General features: G+C 36.6%; 17 protein-coding genes and 1 pseudogene. 14 read left to right on the top strand and 4 right to left on the bottom strand.

The features are described 5' to 3' along the window. The first annotated feature begins 35 nt into the window (after positions 1 to 35). Positions 36 to 914, top strand: coding sequence for a toxin-antitoxin system YwqK family antitoxin (locus DCC35_RS00615; protein WP_175402668.1), 879 nt, complete (start codon positions 36 to 38; stop codon positions 912 to 914). Here the strand turns inward: DCC35_RS00615 and DCC35_RS00610 are convergent. Beyond that, positions 893 to 1,252, bottom strand: a complete 360-nt coding sequence (locus DCC35_RS00610; RefSeq protein ID WP_246070112.1) for a YraN family protein — start codon at positions 1,250 to 1,252, stop codon at positions 893 to 895. The two genes, DCC35_RS00615 and DCC35_RS00610, sit on opposite strands and share 22 nt — an antisense overlap. Before the next feature lie 73 nt (positions 1,253 to 1,325). On the opposite strand from DCC35_RS00610, the gene pgi reads away from it, so the two are divergent. From pgi to DCC35_RS00560, 10 genes and pseudogenes are all read left to right on the top strand, one after another. Beyond that, positions 1,326 to 2,978: a glucose-6-phosphate isomerase gene (gene pgi, locus DCC35_RS00605; RefSeq protein WP_137088951.1), complete on the top strand. Its 1,653-nt coding sequence runs from the start codon at positions 1,326 to 1,328 to the stop codon at positions 2,976 to 2,978. 12 nt (positions 2,979 to 2,990) lie between these two features. After that, on the top strand, positions 2,991 to 3,974 hold the full coding sequence (locus DCC35_RS00600; protein ID WP_137088950.1) for a type I phosphomannose isomerase catalytic subunit: 984 nt from the start codon (positions 2,991 to 2,993) through the stop codon (positions 3,972 to 3,974). 5 nt (positions 3,975 to 3,979) lie between these two features. Further along, positions 3,980 to 4,713, top strand: a pseudogene (gene lipB / locus DCC35_RS00595) (lipoyl(octanoyl) transferase LipB). 3 nt (positions 4,714 to 4,716) lie between these two features. Then, positions 4,717 to 5,112, top strand: a complete 396-nt coding sequence (locus tag DCC35_RS00590; RefSeq protein WP_137088949.1) for a hypothetical protein — start codon at positions 4,717 to 4,719, stop codon at positions 5,110 to 5,112. Beyond that, entirely contained in the window at positions 5,113 to 5,832 is a 720-nt protein-coding gene (locus tag DCC35_RS00585) for a ribonuclease H-like domain-containing protein (protein ID WP_137088948.1), read from the top strand. Positions 5,833 to 5,925: 93 nt separating this feature from the next. Beyond that, the gene (locus DCC35_RS00580) at positions 5,926 to 7,758 is read left to right on the top strand and encodes an ABC transporter ATP-binding protein (protein WP_317128965.1); all 1,833 of its coding nucleotides are present in this window, start codon (positions 5,926 to 5,928) and stop codon (positions 7,756 to 7,758) included. 20 nt (positions 7,759 to 7,778) lie between these two features. After that, a complete protein-coding gene (rnr, locus tag DCC35_RS00575; RefSeq protein WP_137088947.1) occupies positions 7,779 to 9,947 on the top strand; it encodes a ribonuclease R in 2,169 nt (722 codons plus the stop codon). Further along, on the top strand, positions 9,940 to 10,923 hold the full coding sequence (locus tag DCC35_RS00570) for a polyprenyl synthetase family protein (RefSeq protein ID WP_137088946.1): 984 nt from the start codon (positions 9,940 to 9,942) through the stop codon (positions 10,921 to 10,923). The genes rnr and DCC35_RS00570 overlap by 8 nt, the downstream gene beginning before the upstream one ends. Positions 10,924 to 10,925: 2 nt before the next feature. Continuing rightward, entirely contained in the window at positions 10,926 to 11,519 is a 594-nt protein-coding gene (locus tag DCC35_RS00565; RefSeq protein WP_137088945.1) for a rhomboid family intramembrane serine protease, read from the top strand. A gap of 29 nt (positions 11,520 to 11,548) precedes the next feature. Next, positions 11,549 to 13,741 (top strand): S9 family peptidase, encoded by a 2,193-nt coding sequence (locus tag DCC35_RS00560; RefSeq protein WP_137088944.1) that lies wholly within the window; start codon positions 11,549 to 11,551, stop codon positions 13,739 to 13,741. 71 nt (positions 13,742 to 13,812) lie between these two features. Here DCC35_RS00560 and DCC35_RS00555 read toward each other — a convergent pair whose 3' ends face one another. From DCC35_RS00555 to rplU, 3 genes are all read right to left on the bottom strand, one after another. After that, the gene (locus DCC35_RS00555) at positions 13,813 to 14,706 is read right to left on the bottom strand and encodes a TolB family protein (RefSeq protein ID WP_137088943.1); all 894 of its coding nucleotides are present in this window, start codon (positions 14,704 to 14,706) and stop codon (positions 13,813 to 13,815) included. A 511-nt stretch (positions 14,707 to 15,217) separates the two neighbouring features. Next, a complete protein-coding gene (rpmA, locus tag DCC35_RS00550; protein ID WP_137088942.1) occupies positions 15,218 to 15,481 on the bottom strand; it encodes a 50S ribosomal protein L27 in 264 nt (87 codons plus the stop codon). A gap of 12 nt (positions 15,482 to 15,493) precedes the next feature. Next, positions 15,494 to 15,802, bottom strand: a complete 309-nt coding sequence (rplU, locus tag DCC35_RS00545) for a 50S ribosomal protein L21 (protein ID WP_137088941.1) — start codon at positions 15,800 to 15,802, stop codon at positions 15,494 to 15,496. A gap of 277 nt (positions 15,803 to 16,079) precedes the next feature. Between rplU and DCC35_RS00540 the strand changes: the two genes are divergently transcribed. From DCC35_RS00540 to DCC35_RS00530, 3 genes are all read left to right on the top strand, one after another. Continuing rightward, on the top strand, positions 16,080 to 16,739 hold the full coding sequence (locus DCC35_RS00540; RefSeq protein ID WP_137088940.1) for a hypothetical protein: 660 nt from the start codon (positions 16,080 to 16,082) through the stop codon (positions 16,737 to 16,739). Positions 16,740 to 16,762: 23 nt separating this feature from the next. After that, entirely contained in the window at positions 16,763 to 17,698 is a 936-nt protein-coding gene (locus DCC35_RS00535) for a hypothetical protein (protein ID WP_137088939.1), read from the top strand. Positions 17,699 to 18,281: 583 nt separating this feature from the next. Continuing rightward, the gene (locus DCC35_RS00530; RefSeq protein WP_137088938.1) at positions 18,282 to 18,491 is read left to right on the top strand and encodes a hypothetical protein; all 210 of its coding nucleotides are present in this window, start codon (positions 18,282 to 18,284) and stop codon (positions 18,489 to 18,491) included. Positions 18,492 to 18,714 lie beyond the last annotated feature (223 nt).

The raw sequence follows: 18,714 nt of genomic DNA, 5'->3' as shown, positions 1-18,714 counted from the left end.
AATCTTTTTCAATCTGATACGTTTATAAATATTAGATGAATCGAACACTTTATATATCAGGTATTATAATCCTCTTGTTTTCCGGCGCAATTATGGGTCAGGATACTGAATATTCGGTCATCAGTTCGGATGTTCCTGAGTCTGTAAATCTTGATATTGGTAAAGAGGAAGAGGAGGAGGAAGAAGTAAAACTGAAAAAAAAGAGGAAAAAGAAGGTTTTTTACGGCATTAAAACCAGGAAAATGTTTACCAAACGAGGGGTTGGGAGCAAAGTGGTTTATGAGAAATTTTATGTGTTAAAAGAGAATGAAAAGCCAAATAAATACGTCAGGGATATACATTATTACAGTTATGAGGATCGCAGTATAAAGGTGACAACCCCTGATAAATATACTTCTGAGCTGGGCCCGCTTCTTCATGGGCCATTTCGACAGTTTAATAGTGAACATACCCTGATGGAGGGAATATTTTATAAAGGCACGAAGCATGGACGGTGGGAATCATTTGGTAAAATGTATGACTACTATGTCCTGAAGGATAAAGAAAAATACTATCGCGGATGGCCAAAGAATTCTTTTGCCAGCTATTACGATGCCGACCGCACAAAGCTTAAAGAAGTGATTCCGATTGAGTTTGGAGAAAAAGAAGGGTATTACTACTATTTTCATGAAAATGGACTTCCTGCCGTGGTTGGTGAATATGAAAATGGGCAGAAAGTAGGTGTCTGGACAGAATATTATGAAAGGAGAAGAAGGAAAAGACAGATACAATACAGGAAAAACCCATATGACAACGACTTTATACCTTATATAGTAAGAGAATGGGATATCAGAGGAAAGTTGATATTTGAATATAATCCGGTATATAATGCCGAAGTTCCGGAAAAGTATGTTCAACTGATGTCTTCGAAATGATCGATTCTGAGTTCCTTGCCAATAAGAATTGAAATCACATCAAATTGAATATTTCCTTCCCAGTTGTTTTCATGTACATAGTGATCTGCTACTGTCATAATTGATTCGATTTTTTTGTTATTGACAGCTTCTTCAGGATTGCCAAATCTGTCGTCAGAACGGGTTTTCACTTCAATAAAATGAATGGTTTTTTCTTTGATAGCAATGATATCAATCTCAGATCTACGGTATCGGTAATTAGTTTCCAGGATATCATATCCAAGGCTAATTAAAAATAATGATGCTTTCTCTTCACCTTTATTGCCAATTTGCCTGTTTCTATTAAAAATTCTTTCCAATTTTACATTTATAGTTGATAATCGACTAATATAGCACAATAGACATTTATTATTAGAATAAAAAGCAAGGAACATGCTACCAAAAATTAATCCAATAGAAACAAAAAGCTGGAAGAAACTTGAAGCTCATTTTAAACAGATCAATAATGTTCATATGAAAGATATGTTCAGTGAAGATCCGGAGCGTTTTGAGAAATTTTCTGTTCGATTTAATAATATCTTGCTTGATTATTCTAAAAACAGAATTAACAGTGAAACAATGTCTTTGCTTAATGAACTTGCAGAAGATTGCAAGATCAGTGATGCTATAAAGTCGATGTTTTCCGGGCAACACATAAACGAAACCGAAGACCGTGCAGTATTGCATACAGCTTTGAGAAACCGTTCTGGTAAATCTGTAAAAGTTGATGGAGAGGATGTAATGCCGGAAGTAAACAGGGTTTTAGAGAAAATGAAATCCTTTAGTGGCAAGGTGATCAGTGGTGAATGGAAAGGATTTACAGGCAAAAGGATAGAGCATATTGTTAATATTGGGATTGGTGGTAGTGATCTGGGGCCATATATGGTTACAGAAGCATTAAAGCCGTACGCGGTTCCTCATATCAAAACCCATTACGTGTCAAATGTTGATGGATCTCATATTGCAGAAGTGTTAAAGGCAGTTAATCCTGAAAATACCTTATTTATTATAGCTTCTAAAACTTTCACGACACAGGAAACGATGACTAATGCTGAAACAGCAAAAGCATGGTTTCTAAGAGCAGCTGATAATAAAGAAGCTGTAAAAAAACATTTCGTCGCACTTAGTACCAATACAGAATCGGTTCAGGAATTTGGAATTGACCCGGATAATATGTTCGAATTTTGGGACTGGGTAGGAGGCCGATATTCTCTATGGTCAGCTATTGGTTTGTCAATAGCCTGTACAATCGGGTTTGATCATTTTGAAGCTTTATTAGAGGGTGCTCACGACATGGATGAACATTTCAGAACATCGAAAGCAGATGAGAATTTACCGGTAATATTGGCTTTGTTAGGCATCTGGTATAATAACTTCTTCGGGGCTGAATCGCTTGCTATCCTGCCTTATGATCAATACATGCATCGTTTTGCAGCTTATTTCCAACAGGGAGATATGGAAAGCAATGGTAAATATGTAGATCGATCAGGTGGAAATGTTAATTATCAAACAGGTCCTGTAATCTGGGGTGAACCAGGTACTAACGGACAACATGCTTTTTATCAGCTTATCCATCAGGGAACCAAATTGATACCATGTGATTTTCTTGCTCCGGCTAAAACCCATAATCTAATAGGGGATCATCATCAAAAGCTTCTTTCAAATTATTTTGCCCAAACAGAGGCATTAATGAAAGGGAAAACGGAAGAAGAGGTTAGACAAGAACTTAAATCAGCCGGTAAGTCTGAAAAAGAAATTGAGTTTTTATTGCCATTCAAAATATTTGAGGGTAATCGTCCGACGAATTCAATATTATTTAAAGAGCTAGACCCTAAAACACTCGGCTCGTTAATAGCCATGTATGAGCATAAAGTGTTTGTCCAGGGCGTTATCTGGAACATTTTTAGTTTCGATCAGTGGGGAGTAGAATTAGGTAAGCAACTAGCTAAGAACATCCTGCCTGAATTAGAAAATGAAAATGAAATTACAACACATGATCCTTCAACAAATGGATTGATTAACGCTTATAAAGAATTCAGGAAATAATTTTTTTAGAACATGAAATTTGAGCCATTAAAATTTCATCCCATATTAAAAGAAAAAATATGGGGCGGTAATAAACTGAAAACCAAACTCAACAAACCAGTTGATAACACTGATTCTGTTGGAGAAAGCTGGGAGATTTCCGGATGTCCAGGTGAAGAAAGTGTGGTCAAAAGCGGTCCTTTTGATGGTATGAAAATTACTGATTTGGTCGAAAAGGATCCTGCTGGTTTGATGGGAAAGAAGGTTTTTCAAAAATATGGCAAAGAATTTCCCTTACTATTTAAGTTTCTGGATGCCAGACAAGATCTTTCTGTTCAGGTCCATCCGGATGATAAGCTTGCTCAAGAAAAGCACGGATTGCCTTTTGGTAAAAATGAAATGTGGTATATTCTTGATGCTGAAAAAGGATCAACCCTTATTTCCGGCTTCAAAGAAGAAATGAATAAGGAAAAGTTAAAGCAAAATGTGGAAGCAGGTACTTTAGAGGAAGTTTTATTAAAACATAAAGCTAAAGCAGGCGATGTTTTCAATATCCCGGCCGGAAGAATTCATACTATTGGCAAAGGCATCTTGCTTGCCGAAATACAGCAAAGCTCTGATATTACCTACAGAATCTATGATTTTGATCGTGTTGACAAAGAAGGAAAAAAAAGGGAGTTGCATCTTGAACAGTCATATGATGCCCTGGATTACGAATTAAAAGAACAATACAAAACACACCCTGAGCCACACCCGGATTCGGAAGTAACTCTTGTATCAAATGAATATTTTTCTACCACACTGCTGGAGGTAAAATCGTCTTATAAGATAAACCCACAGTCACTTGATTCGTTTGTTGTAATGATGGGTATTGAAGGAGAATTTGCAATCACTTATCAGGATAAAAAATATGATCTTGTAAAAGGTGAATCGATACTTCTTCCTGCATCATGTGAAGAAATTATCCTTGAAGCAAAAAAAGGTAGTGCAAAGGCATTAAAGTCCTGCATTTTGTAGAAGAAATGAATGAAATAATAAATAAAGAAGTACAAATAATTGACTGGGGCCTGATTGATTATCAACAGGCATGGGATCAGCAGGAAGTTATGTTCAAGCGTTCAGTTGATCAAAAATAGCTAACAGAAAGGTGCCGGTTGAGGAACAAACGAAAACTAATAATTACCTAATATTTTGTGAACACCCCCATGTTTATACGCTGGGGAAAAGTGGAAAGCCGGAAAATTTGTTGTTAGATGAAACAGGGTTAAAACAACACGAGGCTACTTACTATAAAATTAACCGTGGAGGAGATATTACATACCATGGTCCCGGGCAACTTGTTGGATACCCCATTTTAGATCTGGAAAACTTTTTTACAGATATTCATAAATACATGCGTTTTCTGGAAGAGGGTATAATTAAAACATTAGATGATTACGGGATTAAATCAGGAAGGATAGATGGTCTTACCGGGGTTTGGCTAGACCATGAAGAGCAAAAAAATCCACGAAAAATTTGTGCCATGGGGGTAAAATCAAGCAGGTGGGTCACAATGCACGGATTTGCTTTCAATGTTAATGCTAATCTTTCCTATTTTGGTCATATTATTCCGTGCGGGATTGATGATAAAGCAGTAACTTCATTAGACAAGGAGTTAGGACGTGAAGTTGACATGAATGAAGTTAAAGAGAAAGTAAAAAGACACTTGATTGAAATATTTGAAATGAAGATATATAACCCTATCGAGGAGGCATAAAATATGAAAAAAGATATTTTAGAACGAAAGGCCGAAAAGATAGGAGTGGCATTATCAAAACAAAAAACTGGTGATTGGACTGTATACTTTATAAACTTTCATGATACCAGCTTAAAAAATGTGTTGATAAATTCTTGTGGGACGGGAGAGATTGAAGGGAAAGAAGTGAAAACTTCAGTATTGCGACACATTATTGATAGTGTTGGTCCAAATAAAGCTGTGGCTTTTGAGTCAATGGTTGAGGAGGTATTTAAGTTGGATAACGAATTTAAAATTACTTATTTTAAAGACAATCAACTTTATGATGGTGTGATCACATTTGAATCCGGTTCTATTAAAAAAGATAATACAGAATTTGTAGCAGAGATAGGGCAAGATGTGGTCCTCAGTAGATTATAAATGGAAATATTTCAACCACCTCTCAACCACATTTTATTTTTAGACATCGAAACAGCAGCAATAGAGCCTGATTTTAGTATGCTTTCAGATAGAATGCAGAAAATCTGGATCAGGAAGGCAGAGACTTTGCGCGAATCCGAAATGTATTCACCCGAAGAAATATGGAGTAAAAAAGCTGCTATCTATGCTGAATTCGGTAAAGTTATTTGTATTGGCCTTGGAGTGATAAGGCAGGTCGATGACGAATGGCAAATGCGAATTACGCATCTGAATAATGATAACGAAAATGAACTTTTACATCAGTTTTCCACCCTTGTAAGAGAAAAGTTCAATCAGGATAAACTTTTTTTATGTGCCCATAACGGAAAGGAATTTGATTTTCCTTATTTATGTCGTAGGATGGTAGTTAACCAGATCCAGATTCCTTATGTCTTAAATCTCGCTGGAAAAAAGCCATGGGAAGTGCAACACCTTGACACAATGGACTATTGGAAATTTGGAGACCGCAAAAACTTCACCTCCCTGGAAGCACTGGCTGCTATATTTGACATTCCAACCAGTAAGAGCAATTTAGATGGAAGTAAGATTCATTCTGCTTACTACAAAGAGAATAATCTGGAGGCTATATCCACATATTGCATGCAAGATGTGGAGGTTATGATGCATATTTATCTGAAATTGATCGGTAAGACTGACATCAGTACAACACAATACGTTTGAACCGTTTTATAACTCATATGGATTTAGTATTTTAGGCTCTTATAATAACAGGGTAGAGCTAAAATAACTCGACCACTTTTTAATATTTGAGCGATGGCGATGAAGGAAAATGTAATTCTTGATGTAAAAAATCTAAAAACTTATTTCACTAACAAAAGAGGAGTAGTGAAAGCAGTGGATGATATCAGTTTTACGATTCATAAGGGAGAAACGATTGGGATAGTAGGAGAAAGTGGCTCGGGAAAATCGGTAACAGCCCTTACAATGATGGGACTTCTGCCTAAACCTCAGGCTTCCATAGAAGGTGGAGATATTATATTAAATAGCCCTGGCCTTGGCCCGGTAGATGTAACTAAGGTCGATGAAAAGACCATGAGAAAAATAAGGGGTGAAGATATCGCAATGATATTTCAGGAGCCTATGAGTTCGTTAAACCCCGTTTATACTTGTGGCAACCAGGTAATGGAAGCTATTATGCTTCACAGGAATGTGAGTAGAAAAGAGGCCCGGGTGAAAACAATCGATTTATTTAAGAAAGTAAAGCTACCTCGCCCGGAAAAAATATTCGATACCTATCCTCACCAGATTTCAGGTGGTCAAAAGCAACGAGTAATGATTGCCATGGCAATGTCATGTGATCCAAGAGTTCTGATTGCTGATGAGCCTACCACTGCTCTTGATGTAACTGTTCAGAGGAGTATTGTAGATCTGATGAAAGAATTGAATGAGGATAATGATATGGCGACAATATTCATTACCCACGATCTCGGTGTTATTGCTGATATTGCAGATAAAGTTGTTGTAATGTACCAGGGAAAGATTGTCGAGCAAGGGCCAATATTTAATATATTTAATAACCCTCAACATCCATATACGAAAGGTTTATTAGCATGTCGTCCGAGACTTGATGTAAAATTAAGAGAGTTGCCTACCGTATCTGACTTCATGGAAGTAAACCAGGAAGGAGAAATTGTTGAAAAGAAAGATTCGAAATATAAATCTGCCGCATTAGCCGTTCTAAGCAACCTTGTTTCAGAAGATGAGGTCCAGGAAAAGCAGTTGAAAATGCTAAAGGATCAACCGATAATCGAGGTTAGGAATTTAAAAACGTATTTTCCGGTAAGAGAAGGGATCTTTAAAAAGAGTAAGGAAGTAATTAAAGCAGTTGACGATGTAAGCTTCAAGGTTTTCGAAGGAGAAACACTTGGTCTTGTTGGAGAGTCAGGATGTGGTAAAACAACACTCGGACGAAGCATGATGAGGCTTATTGAGCCAACAGAAGGAGAAGTCCTTTTCTTTGGTAAAAATATCCTGGATTATAACAAGAAAGAAATGATGCAACTGCGAAAAGATATGCAGATTATCTTTCAGGATCCTTACTCATCATTAAATCCAAGACAAACAATTGGTGACGCAATTGTAGAGCCGATGCGTTTCCACAGAATCGGTTCTTCAGATAAGGAAAGAAAAAGCATAGCAGAGAATCTCCTGGAAGAGGTAGGTCTTTCTGCTGATTTTTATACAAGATATCCCCATGAATTCAGTGGAGGTCAGCGACAAAGAGTTGTAATTGCCCGGGCCTTGGCTGTTGATCCTAAATTCATTATTTGCGATGAGTCAGTTTCAGCACTTGATGTGTCAGTTCAGGCACAGGTACTGAATCTTCTCAACAGACTTAAGGAAAATCACGACTTTACTTATATCTTTATCTCACACGACCTGTCGGTTGTCAAATTTATGGCAGACCGTATTATGGTGATGAATGAAGGAAAGATAGTTGAGGCCGGATTTTCAGAAAGTATTTACGATGCGCCAAAATCTGATTATACCATCAAATTAATGAATGCTATCCCACATGGTAACATCGAAGATATACGAAAGCGTACTCTCCAGCGAAAAGCGAAAACCGACACATACGGTTATTAATGTGAAAAAATATTCACAACATGAGTAGAAAAAGAAAAGGAAAAAGTAATAAGCGTTCGAAGAAGAAACGCACCAAGGATAATATTGAATTTTATAAAAATAAGATACTCCAATTATTAAATAGCAATTCAGGTAAAGCATTTACCGAAAAACAAATAGCCCGAAAAACCGGTGCAGATAATAAAAAAGCCCGAGCAATGGTTGTTCACGCCCTTGTGGACTTAGAGCTCGATGAAAAAATCAGAGAAACCGGTAAAGGATACTACACATCTATATTCGAAGGAGAATTATTAACCGGGAAGGTTGACTTTGTAAATCCACGATTTGGTTTTATTGTAGTGGAAGGTGAAGATGACGACATCAAGGTGTCTTCCAGAGATATGGGACAGGCACTTGATGGTGACGAAGTTGAAGTCCAGGTGTTTAAAGAAGGAGTCGATGGACGAAATCCGGAAGGCCGCGTGGTTCAGATCATTAAACGGTCTCGAATGGAGTTTGTCGGAAGACTGGATATGGGTGACCGGTTTGCATTTGTAATACCGGATAATAAAAGAATGCACACTGATATTTTTGTGCACAAAGGTAAACTAAAAGGTGCCCGGGATAATGATAAAGTTATTGTCAGGATAGTAAGCTGGCCTGAAGGTGAAAAAAGTCCAATTGGTGAAGTAGTTAACATACTTGGTAAAGCCGGTGATAATACTGCAGAAATGCACAGTATTATGGCTGAATTCGGTTTGCCTTTTGAATTTGAAGAAAAAATCATTGAAGCAGCAGATAAGATACCCGGCGAAATCACCAACGATGAAATTGCCAGGCGAAGAGACTTTAGAGATACGACGACATTTACGATCGATCCGGCTGATGCAAAAGATTTTGATGATGCTTTAAGCTTTGTTGATCTTGGAAATGGAATGTTTGAAATTGGCGTTCACATAGCTGATGTTTCTCATTATGTCACACCAGACAGCATTCTAGATAAAGAAGCTTTTTCCAGGGCAACTTCGGTTTATCTTGTAGATAGAACTATACCTATGTTGCCGGAAAGACTATCAAATGATCTTTGTTCACTAAGGCCAAACGAAGACAGGTTAACATTTTCAGCAACATTTAAGATGAATGCTGAAGGAGATGTAAAAGAAAAATGGTTTGGAAGAGGAGTGATTCATTCAGATAAAAGGTTTGCCTATGAAGATGCTCAGGAACTGATCGAAGGCAAAGATGGTGAGTTTGCTCATGAAGTCCGGACACTCAATAATATTGCTAAGGAGTTAAAACAAAAAAGATATAATAAAGGAGCGATCAACTTTGAGACAGTTGAGGTGAAATTCAAACTTGATGAGGAAGGGAAACCACTTGGTGTAATACCAAAGGTTAGAAAAGATGCTCATAAAATGATCGAGGAATTCATGCTTCTTGCGAATAAATCAGTAGCTGAAAAAGTTTATCATAAGAAAAAAGGAAATGATAAACTGACCTTCGTATACCGTACTCACGATAATCCCGATCCCGACAGATTGGAGACATTTAGCAAATTTGCCGGTCGATTTGGCCATAAACTGAATCTCAATTCAGATAATATTGCAAAGGCAATGAATAGTCTGATGGATGACATCGAAGGAAAACCCGAGCAGAATATTCTGGAGTCACTTGCAATTCGCACGATGGCTAAAGCTATTTATACAACTGAACCAAAAGGTCATTTTGGATTAGCTTTTGATCATTATACTCACTTTACCTCCCCTATCAGAAGATATCCGGATGTAATGGTGCATAGATTGTTACAACGATACCTCGATGACCAGGAATCTGCTGAAAAAGGACTTTATGAAAACAGATGCAGACATAGTTCAGAAATGGAGCGAAGGTCCACTGAGGCTGAGCGAGCGAGCATAAAATACAAGCAGGTTGAGTATATGTCTGACCATATAGGTGAAGATTTTGAAGGCATTGTGTCTGGGGTGACAGATTGGGGTGTTTACATAGAAATTGTCGATACAGCGTGTGAAGGAATGATTCGTGTATCAGACCTTGAAGATGATTACTATGAGTTTGATGAAAAAAACATGAGACTTATTGGTCAGCGAAATAAAAGAATTATTACCCTTGGTGACAAATTGCAAGTCAAGGTAGTAAGAACAGATTTAGATAAACGAAACATAGATCTCGAATTAGTAAATAATGATTGAAAAATTCAATCCGCTCATTGAAGAGCTAAACAAGCAAATCGATGAAATGTCGCTACCGCACCAGCCGGCAGAACTTTATGATCCCATAAAATATATAATGAATTTAGGAGGTAAGCGGATGAGACCATTGCTTACCATACTGGGATATAAACTTTTTTCAGACGATATAGAAAAAGCAATGCCTGCTGCGGTAGCTGTTGAGCTTTTTCATAATTTCACTCTCGTTCATGACGATATCATGGACGAAGCCCCATTAAGAAGAGGTAAACCAACTGTTCATAGCAAATGGAATCAAAATGTTGGTATTCTTTCCGGTGACGTGATGCTGGTGAAAGTTTATGATCAATTTCTAGAGTTAGATATCGATCCATTAAAATTAAAATCCATCCTCGGTAAATTCAATGTTTGTGCCGCAGAGGTATGCGAAGGACAGCAGGAAGACATGAATTTCGAGACCAGCGATAACGTTTCTGAATCAGAGTACCTGGAGATGATAAGGAAGAAAACCTCAGTGCTTTTAGGTTTTGCGCTTGAAGTTGGTGCAGAAATTGCCGGGGCAACAGAAGTAGTTTGTCGTCAGATAAGAGATTTTGGGATAAATCTTGGAATCGGATTTCAGCTTCAGGATGACCTGATGGATGTTTATGCTGACCAGGAAAAATTCGGTAAGCAGGTTGGTGGAGACATTATTGCCAATAAAAAAACCATGCTGCTGATCGAGGCTTTAAAAAGAGCCGAAGGAGAAGACAAGAAGGAGCTTGAGAAGTGGCTGAATGCTGAGAAGTTTGATAATGAAGAAAAGGTAAAGGCGGTAACTGATCTTTATAATCGATTAGGCGTAAAAGATGCAATCGAAGAAAGAATGAATGATTATTTCAGTAAAGCATTTAATAATTTAGATCATTTTCCTGTGGCAGAGAGCAAAAAAGATAAGATCAGATTACTGGCAGATGCGTTGATTAAAAGAGAAAGTTAATTATGAGTCTTACTATAATAATAATTGCCGTAACGGTAATAATCAGTTTCTATGCCTGGAATAATCCGGATAAGCAATATCGATGGATGATGAATCCATACCAGGTAAATAGAAATAACCAATATGACCGGTTTCTGATGTCCGGTTTTATTCATTCCGATTATGTACACCTGGGATTTAATATGTTTACTCTATTCTTTTTCGGAAGAAACCTGGAACAATATTATTTAAGGGTCCTTGTTGGTGATTCTGCCCCATTTGTATTTCTGGGACTTTACCTTGTTGCTATAATTGTATCTGAAATACCGACGTTTTTAAAGCACAAGGAAAACCCAGGTTATAACAGCCTTGGAGCTTCTGGAGCAGTAGCCGCAGTGATTTTTTCATGTATTATTTTTGACCCATGGCGAGAGATTTATTTTGTTCCTGGAATAGTTTTTGGCGTGCTTTACTTGATCTATTCATGGTACCAGACAAGGAATGCCAGGGATCAGATCAACCACGACGCACACTTTTATGGTGCGGTTTTTGGAATAATATTTACTTTGATACTTGAACCAGGTCTTTTTGGTTCTTTTTTGAGTGAATTATTTTAATTGAAACAACAAATAACCACGATAGATTCATGAAGCAACGTTTTATAGCTGTATTGTTTTTTATCTCTTTTATAGCATTAGATGCACAAGAGAGATATAGTGATCTCAGAGATGCATTATTCAATGCCGGAAAATTATCTGGTCAGTCCGGACCGGCGAGCGTAAACTGGATCAATGAAGGAGAGCAATTCTCTTTTATGGATGGAAATATTATTAAACGATATGATCCTTCTACCGGAAGTGAAAGTGTCATATTCGATCCATCTGGAAAGACATTTCCAAACACTGCCACTGAATTCACTTATAATTCATTTCAGTGGTCTCAAGACTCGAGATTTATACTTTTCAAGACCAACTTCAGACCTGTTTGGAGAAGATCCGGAATTTCAGATTATTTTCTTTACAGCCTGGAGGATGAGAGTTTTAAGTTAGTTGCCAAGGATGCTCAAACTGCTGAATTATCACCGGATGGTACAAAAGTCGGATATGAAAGAGGTGGAAACCTGTTTGTATACGATCTGGAGGCAGAAAAAGAAACTCAGCTAACTGATGATGCAGAAGATCAGTTCTACAATGGTCGTTTTGGCTGGGCATACGAAGAAGAATTTGGCCTGGCACAGGCGTGGTCATGGTCTCCAGACAGTGAGAATATTGCATTCTGGCAGTCTGACGAAAGAGAGGTTCCAGTATTCAGAATGACTGATTATCAAAACACAGGACACAATGATTATGTAAAAATCAGGTATCCAAAAGTTGGAGATACTAATCCAAAAGTTAGAATCGGTGTAATTAATATTGACTCAGGTTCTAAAGAGTGGATGAAAGTCCCGATGAATGATGATTACATCCCAAGAATTTACTGGACAGCTGATGATTCAAAACTGGCGATTGTTCACTTGAACAGAAAGCAAAATCATTTGAAGCTATTTATGTCGGATATTAAATCCGGTGATTCAAAGGTAATTTTTGAAGAAAAGTCAGATGCCTGGATTGATGTTTTTGACTTTTTTGCAGGTATAGATCACCTGTTCTTTTTTCCAGAAGATGTAGAAGAGTTTTTCTGGATTTCTGATCGGGATGGGTTTAGCCATATTTACAGATATGATTACGATGGCGAATTAATTAACCAGGTAACTGATGGAAATTGGGAAGTAGTTTATGTCTATGAGGTAAATCCAAAGTCAAAAACTATTTATTATAGTTCGACTGAAGAATCACCGTTGGAAAGACATTTATATAGTATAAAATTCAACGGAAAGAAAAAGACAAAAATGACAACTGAACCTGGTCGTCATAAAATTGATTTTTCTCCATCTTCAGAAATGTATCTTGATTACTACAGTAATGTCAATACACCAAGACAGGTAATATTAAAAGATGTAAAAAAGAATAATACGATAAAGCATTTCGTAGATAATAAAGAGGTAAAGGAATATGTAGAGAATCATATTTATGCGGATAAAGAATTGTTTTCTTTTACCACTGAAGATGGTACTCAACTAGATGGTTATATTATTAAGCCAATAGATTTTGATGAAAATGAGAAATATCCATTAGTATTAAATATTTATGGAGGTCCTGGTGCACAGTCTGTATATAATGAATTCGCGACCAATGGCTGGGAACAATATCTTGCCCAGGAAGGATACGTGATTGTTAGTGTGAACAACAGAGGTAGCGGAGGCTACGGGTCAGCATTTGAAAAGATAGTTTACGAGGATCTCGGTAATTATGAAAGTAAGGACTTTGTGGCAACAGTAAAACATCTTGCTGATACTCATAGCTGGATCGATGGTGATAATATGGCAATCAGAGGACACAGTTATGGCGGTTACATGTCATCGATGACTATGTTGAGGCATCCTGGAATATTCAAAGTTTCTCTAGTTGGTGCACCGGTTACAGACTGGAGATTGTATGATAGTATTTATGCGGAGAGATATATGGGATTAATTGACGGAAATGATCAAAAATGGATCGATTCCAGTCCGCAATCCTATGCTGGTAATCTTGATGGCCATATGTTTATCGCACACAGTACGATGGATGAGAATGTGCACGTTCAAAACACATTCCAGTTAGTTAAAAAACTGATTGACAATGGTAAAGATGCCGATTTACGAATTTATCCTCCTGGAGCTCATGGAGTTGCTTATAGTGGTCCAAGTTACTTGCTTCTTTATCAGCAGTATGTAGACTACCTGGATAAGTATTTGAAATAGTAATATCAGATAATTTATGAAAGAGTCCGTTGAATCACATCACCGGACTCTTTTCATAGAATTTATAAAATTTAAAATGTTAGTTGATTGATTTCAGACCCATCAGTTTTTATAGTGTAAAGAACCTCTTTACTATAATCTCCATTAGCAAAACTAAAAACAATTGTATTGGCATTTAACCAATCTGGACTAATACCATAATGTAAAAATTTGGAATTGGAGCCGTTTTCATCCATGATAAATATTTGAACATTTTTACTCCAGCAGATTTCATTCCCTGATTTTGACCATGTAGGATTTCTATTATCACCATTAAAAGTTAATTGTTGCTCTATACTATCTTCACCAAAACTAACTGTAAATATCTGCCAACCTTCAAACTCATGAGATGCTTTCATACCTATTAGAGTTTGTCCATCTGGGGAGATTTCTGGAGCCCTTAACCCAACCCCTATACCACTTAAAATAGGAGTTGCATTATTTAAATCACTATCGGTTTTATATATGCTACTTAAATCTCCAATTGCATCAGCGCGGTCAAAATATATATTTTGACCATCTGGTGACCAATCAGGGTGAAAAAAACCATAAGAATTTGGGTTCTCCAGAGTGGTTAAACTATCACCGTTTAATTTGATCTTTTGAATTGCTCCTAAACGAGAAAAAACTATCCATTGTCCGTCTGGAGACCATGATGGATCTAATATAGAACCACGAATAATTAAATTTCTATTATTGCCATCTTTATCTATTACATAAAGACCAGAAGGGTAATCTATTGGTTCAGGGATTTGCCCACTACTATGATAATAAGCAATTTTAGCCCCATCAGGAGAAACGGCAGCATAAGTGTCTCGCTGAGTGACAAATAGTTCATAATTCTGGGGATGTTTTTCAGGAAAGGGTGGGTTTGCACATGAAATACATACCAAAACTGTTATTAATAATAAACTGTAAAATCGCATAGTTGATGTTGATAAGGCCTAATATTAAATATTTTATAATCATAAGTCAAATTTTTATCATCAATAATTGATTAATTAGTTAGTAATACCTTCCACTTTTTCTGCCAAATAATAAAAAAAGCCCGAATAGTTATTTTGAAATGGAACGAGGAATAGTTATTTGGCCAGTCGGAGGAAGACCTGTGATGAATAGCACAAAACCGAACCAAAGAATTGAAGTATTAGTGAATAAGATTAACTCTAATAAAACCATTCAGTAAGTATGATGGTCCACTAGCCTGTAGCCTGATAGATATAAAAAAACCAGGTGAAGTAATTCACTCAGCAAGTAAATTTATCCGTTTTGGGTATCTAGTATACTTTTAGTTTTCCATGAAAGTTTAGTATACATTACTTCATCCAGCAATTTTAGGGTGGCATACGTTTATTAATCTTATTATAGAATTCAAATCAGAGCAAAAAAAAGCTCTTCCCTGATTAGAGAAGAGCTTTTGTTTTTTCCGTAGCTTTCTTAAGCTTCTGCCTTTCCATTAGTAACAGAAACGATAGATCTGTTTCGGCTTTTCTTAAACTCAACAGTTCCGTCAGTAAGAGCGAATAAGGTGTGGTCTTTACCCATACCTACATTTTCACCCGGGTGGTGTTTAGTACCACGCTGACGAACGATGATGTTTCCTGCGATGGCATCCTGGCCACCGTATATTTTTACGCCTAGTCGTTTACTTTCCGACTCTCTACCGTTTTTACTACTACCGGCTCCTTTCTTATGTGCCATAGTTTACTTCGTTTAAGCTATTTTTTCAATTAATACTTTAGTGAACTGCTGACGGTGTCCGTTTTTCTTACGGTAACCTTTTCTTCTTTTCTTGTGAAAAACAATGATCTTATCACCTTTCACGTGCTCAACGATCTTACCGCTGACCTTTACACCTTTTACTGTTGGCTCTCCGATACTTACGGTGCCATTGTCGTCAGTCAACAATACTTTGTCAAACTCTACGGAAGCGCCTGCCTCACCCTCCATCTTTGGAGCGTAAATAGACTGGTCTTGCGTTACTTTGAACTGCTTTCCGGCTATTTCTACAATTGCGTACATGATAAAAACTTTACATTTTTAAATGGTTTGCAAAAATAGTCAACTAATAAAATAAAACAAAGAAATGCTTAAACTTTATGATAATTAGTTACTTGGCAGCAGTGTTTAAACAAGGAATTTAATTGAAAGTTACTTTATTCTTATAGCATTTATGGCATTCATGTTTATTGAAATAGTTTTAATAGATTTTTTTTATTTCTTATTTGATTATACTATGATTACGAATCTTTCAATTTTTAGGAATAACAATTTTATCAACTAAATAAATATAAATTTTATGAAAAGTGGAATGATACCTGTATGGGTTATTTTTTTACTATTTTTATTTTGCTCATGTCAAAAAGAAAAAATCAAGCCCTCAGAAGATACGGATGGAATAATTATTACAAGTTTAAAAAGCGAACCCTCATTAAATAATTTTTTTCACTCTCCAAACTCTCGGTTGGATTTCTCAACACTCGGTGAGTTAAACTTTAAGAAATTTGTCAAAACCGTAACAAGTAGTGGGAAGACAACCTATTCAATTCCTCTTTACCCTGAAAACCCATTGCCATATTCAAGAGAATATTTAATTTTAAATAAAATCAACAATGGTTACAGAGCATATATTATCCAATACTCCAGCGATAACCTGTCTAGTCTAAATGATTTAGAAAAATTTAATGGAACATTTCGTATTTTAGATATGGAAAGGAATATAAAATACGAGGCATGCTCTGAACAGGGTAGGTTAATATCTTCTTCTGATATGAATAGTCGCACCTCGGAAACATATGAACTTTGTAATTGCTATTATGTGCCTGTTACTGAAGTTGGAGATTTTGGTCCGGTGATGGTATTGGAGAAGAAATTTATGATTCTTCCGGAGGTGGAGGAGATGGATCATCTGATAGCAATAGTAATGACCTTGGCGATGCTGATGGAGGAGATGTTATAGGTGTTATTGAAGGCCTGGAATGTTTGGATGGGTATGTAATGCAGGAAGGAACATGCGTTAAAGAAAACAATATTGATATAGAGGAAGAATTAGCTTATCAGCGTAGAGTAGAAGCACTCGAACTAGCCCTTGATGAAAACCCGTACTTGTTGTTAGATATTGATTGTGATGAACTTGAGAAATGGAAAGCATTAGCTACCACCCCCGTACCGCAGGCAGTAACAGATAGATTAGAGGAATTGGAAGATACCACCCCAAACAATGACTGGGATAATTTTTGGACAAATAATGATTGGGCAATTCAAGACCTGGAAGATGCTGGAGGAGCAGTGATCAATATGGATTATTTCTCTGTAGAAATCGACCAGTTACCTCCGGGCCAGAGTGCGCAAGATCTGTTTGAACATATCCGAACCGAGCTCTTTTTTGAGACGCTGGACAATACTACTTTCAGTCCCCATCCTTTATTTGAAAATTCAAATCCAGAATGGACAAACATTCCGGCCATTGGATCCATATTTAGTATTGATATAGCATTTCCCGCTAACGATGGATCGGTAATATGTATTGATCATGATACTTACTCCTGGACGTTTGCCACCATTAGCGATCCCTACAATCTCTCACATCCAGTAAGTGGAAACAGACAATTTGGTTTAGAACCAAATGGTTCTGGAGGGTATACGTTTTATACAAGGGGTACAGATAGGATGGTAGACGAGCTATCAGGAGGTTTTCGCGATTTCGCTAATTGGATCACTGCAGAAACCATTGATCCACTTGATCAGGGTAGTCGACCTTGGTTTGCTTTAAGAAAAGTCATCAAAAACTATATTGATTCTAAAGGAGGCAGTGCTCAAATAGGAGAAGATTATTATAAAAGACCAGATTTTGAAGACATAAATAGATATTTCGATGGAACTATCGATATTAATGAACTAACAATTCCATGCAAATGAAAAATATCATATTAATAGGTGGCATTCTCCTCATTTGGATAAGTACTGTCATATATTTTATCACATCAGGTGGGTATGCTAGTATTTATTTCGGATATCATTTAATTGGAAGTATAGTTCTTCTCTTGTTTTGGCTTAGTTATTCCACAAAAAAAGCCTTAAGGAAAAATAGATTTTATCAAATTTTTGGATGGTCATTATTGATTTCTAACCTTATAAATTATTTTGGCACTATTCTTTTTTTTAAGGGAGGAATCTTTTTCTAATTTTTACTATTTGGAACGGAGCTAAGAGACTAATTGATTGGATGTAAGCTTTCCCATGCTGTCTGGAGTTTAGAAACAGCATAACTTCAGACTTTAAAAATGAAAAGCAGGGTATTCAAATTGCCCAACAAGATGGTTCAGTTCTCTGTACGGACCAACAACACCAATCATGGGTTTTTTCTACAATTCATACAAGTCAAGACTATGATCACCCTGTTAGCGGAAATCGTGAATTTGGCTTAGTATATAATGCAGATGGAAGTTATACCTTTTATACTAGCGGTGTAGATAGAATTGCTGAATGGACAGATGAAAAGGTGGCTGATTATACAGGATATAGTGCATTTGACGGTGGGGAAGAATTATGGAGTACATTGCAATCAAATCTTGATAATTGGATCAATGATCCCGAAAATGGAGGGAATTCTATCAAATTGCCGACTACTGTGGAAAGAATCGATATTGCGGATTTAGAAGCTGTACTTAATGGAGAAAAATCAGTAGATCAATTAAAATGTAATAATTAAAAGATTTGATAATATGTGGAAACACGCAATACTAATTAGTTTATTATGGTGTGTATTTATTATTTGTATAGGAACAATTCTTATTTTAACAAATGTGATACAACCTCAGGGATATATTCCATTGGTTAACCCTCTTGCCTTATTTGTTCTTACTTATTGGTTTTATTTAGGAGCAGTTTATATTCATTTAATACTGAATAATAAATTAAAGTGGAATATATGG

Source organism: Mangrovivirga cuniculi (assembly GCF_005166025.1).
GTDB classification, from domain to species: domain Bacteria; phylum Bacteroidota; class Bacteroidia; order Cytophagales; family Cyclobacteriaceae; genus Mangrovivirga; species Mangrovivirga cuniculi.
The sequence above is the reverse complement of the archived record's forward strand: the minus strand, read 5'-3'. Positions and strand labels throughout refer to the sequence as shown.

Bases quoted from the DNA above. Each gene is read 5' to 3' on its own strand.
- DCC35_RS00615 (WP_175402668.1), top strand. From the start codon at position 36: ATGAATCGAACACTTTATATATCAGGTATTATAATCCTCTTGTTTTCC.
- pgi (WP_137088951.1), top strand. From the start codon at position 1,326: ATGCTACCAAAAATTAATCCAATAGAAACAAAAAGCTGGAAGAAACTT.
- DCC35_RS00600 (WP_137088950.1), top strand. From the start codon at position 2,991: ATGAAATTTGAGCCATTAAAATTTCATCCCATATTAAAAGAAAAAATA.
- DCC35_RS00590 (WP_137088949.1), top strand. From the start codon at position 4,717: ATGAAAAAAGATATTTTAGAACGAAAGGCCGAAAAGATAGGAGTGGCA.
- DCC35_RS00585 (WP_137088948.1), top strand. From the start codon at position 5,113: ATGGAAATATTTCAACCACCTCTCAACCACATTTTATTTTTAGACATC.
- DCC35_RS00580 (WP_317128965.1), top strand. From the start codon at position 5,926: ATGGCGATGAAGGAAAATGTAATTCTTGATGTAAAAAATCTAAAAACT.
- rnr (WP_137088947.1), top strand. From the start codon at position 7,779: ATGAGTAGAAAAAGAAAAGGAAAAAGTAATAAGCGTTCGAAGAAGAAA.
- DCC35_RS00570 (WP_137088946.1), top strand. From the start codon at position 9,940: ATGATTGAAAAATTCAATCCGCTCATTGAAGAGCTAAACAAGCAAATC.
- DCC35_RS00565 (WP_137088945.1), top strand. From the start codon at position 10,926: ATGAGTCTTACTATAATAATAATTGCCGTAACGGTAATAATCAGTTTC.
- DCC35_RS00560 (WP_137088944.1), top strand. From the start codon at position 11,549: ATGAAGCAACGTTTTATAGCTGTATTGTTTTTTATCTCTTTTATAGCA.
- DCC35_RS00555 (WP_137088943.1), bottom strand. From the start codon at position 14,706: ATGCGATTTTACAGTTTATTATTAATAACAGTTTTGGTATGTATTTCA.
- rpmA (WP_137088942.1), bottom strand. From the start codon at position 15,481: ATGGCACATAAGAAAGGAGCCGGTAGTAGTAAAAACGGTAGAGAGTCG.
- rplU (WP_137088941.1), bottom strand. From the start codon at position 15,802: ATGTACGCAATTGTAGAAATAGCCGGAAAGCAGTTCAAAGTAACGCAA.
- DCC35_RS00540 (WP_137088940.1), top strand. From the start codon at position 16,080: ATGAAAAGTGGAATGATACCTGTATGGGTTATTTTTTTACTATTTTTA.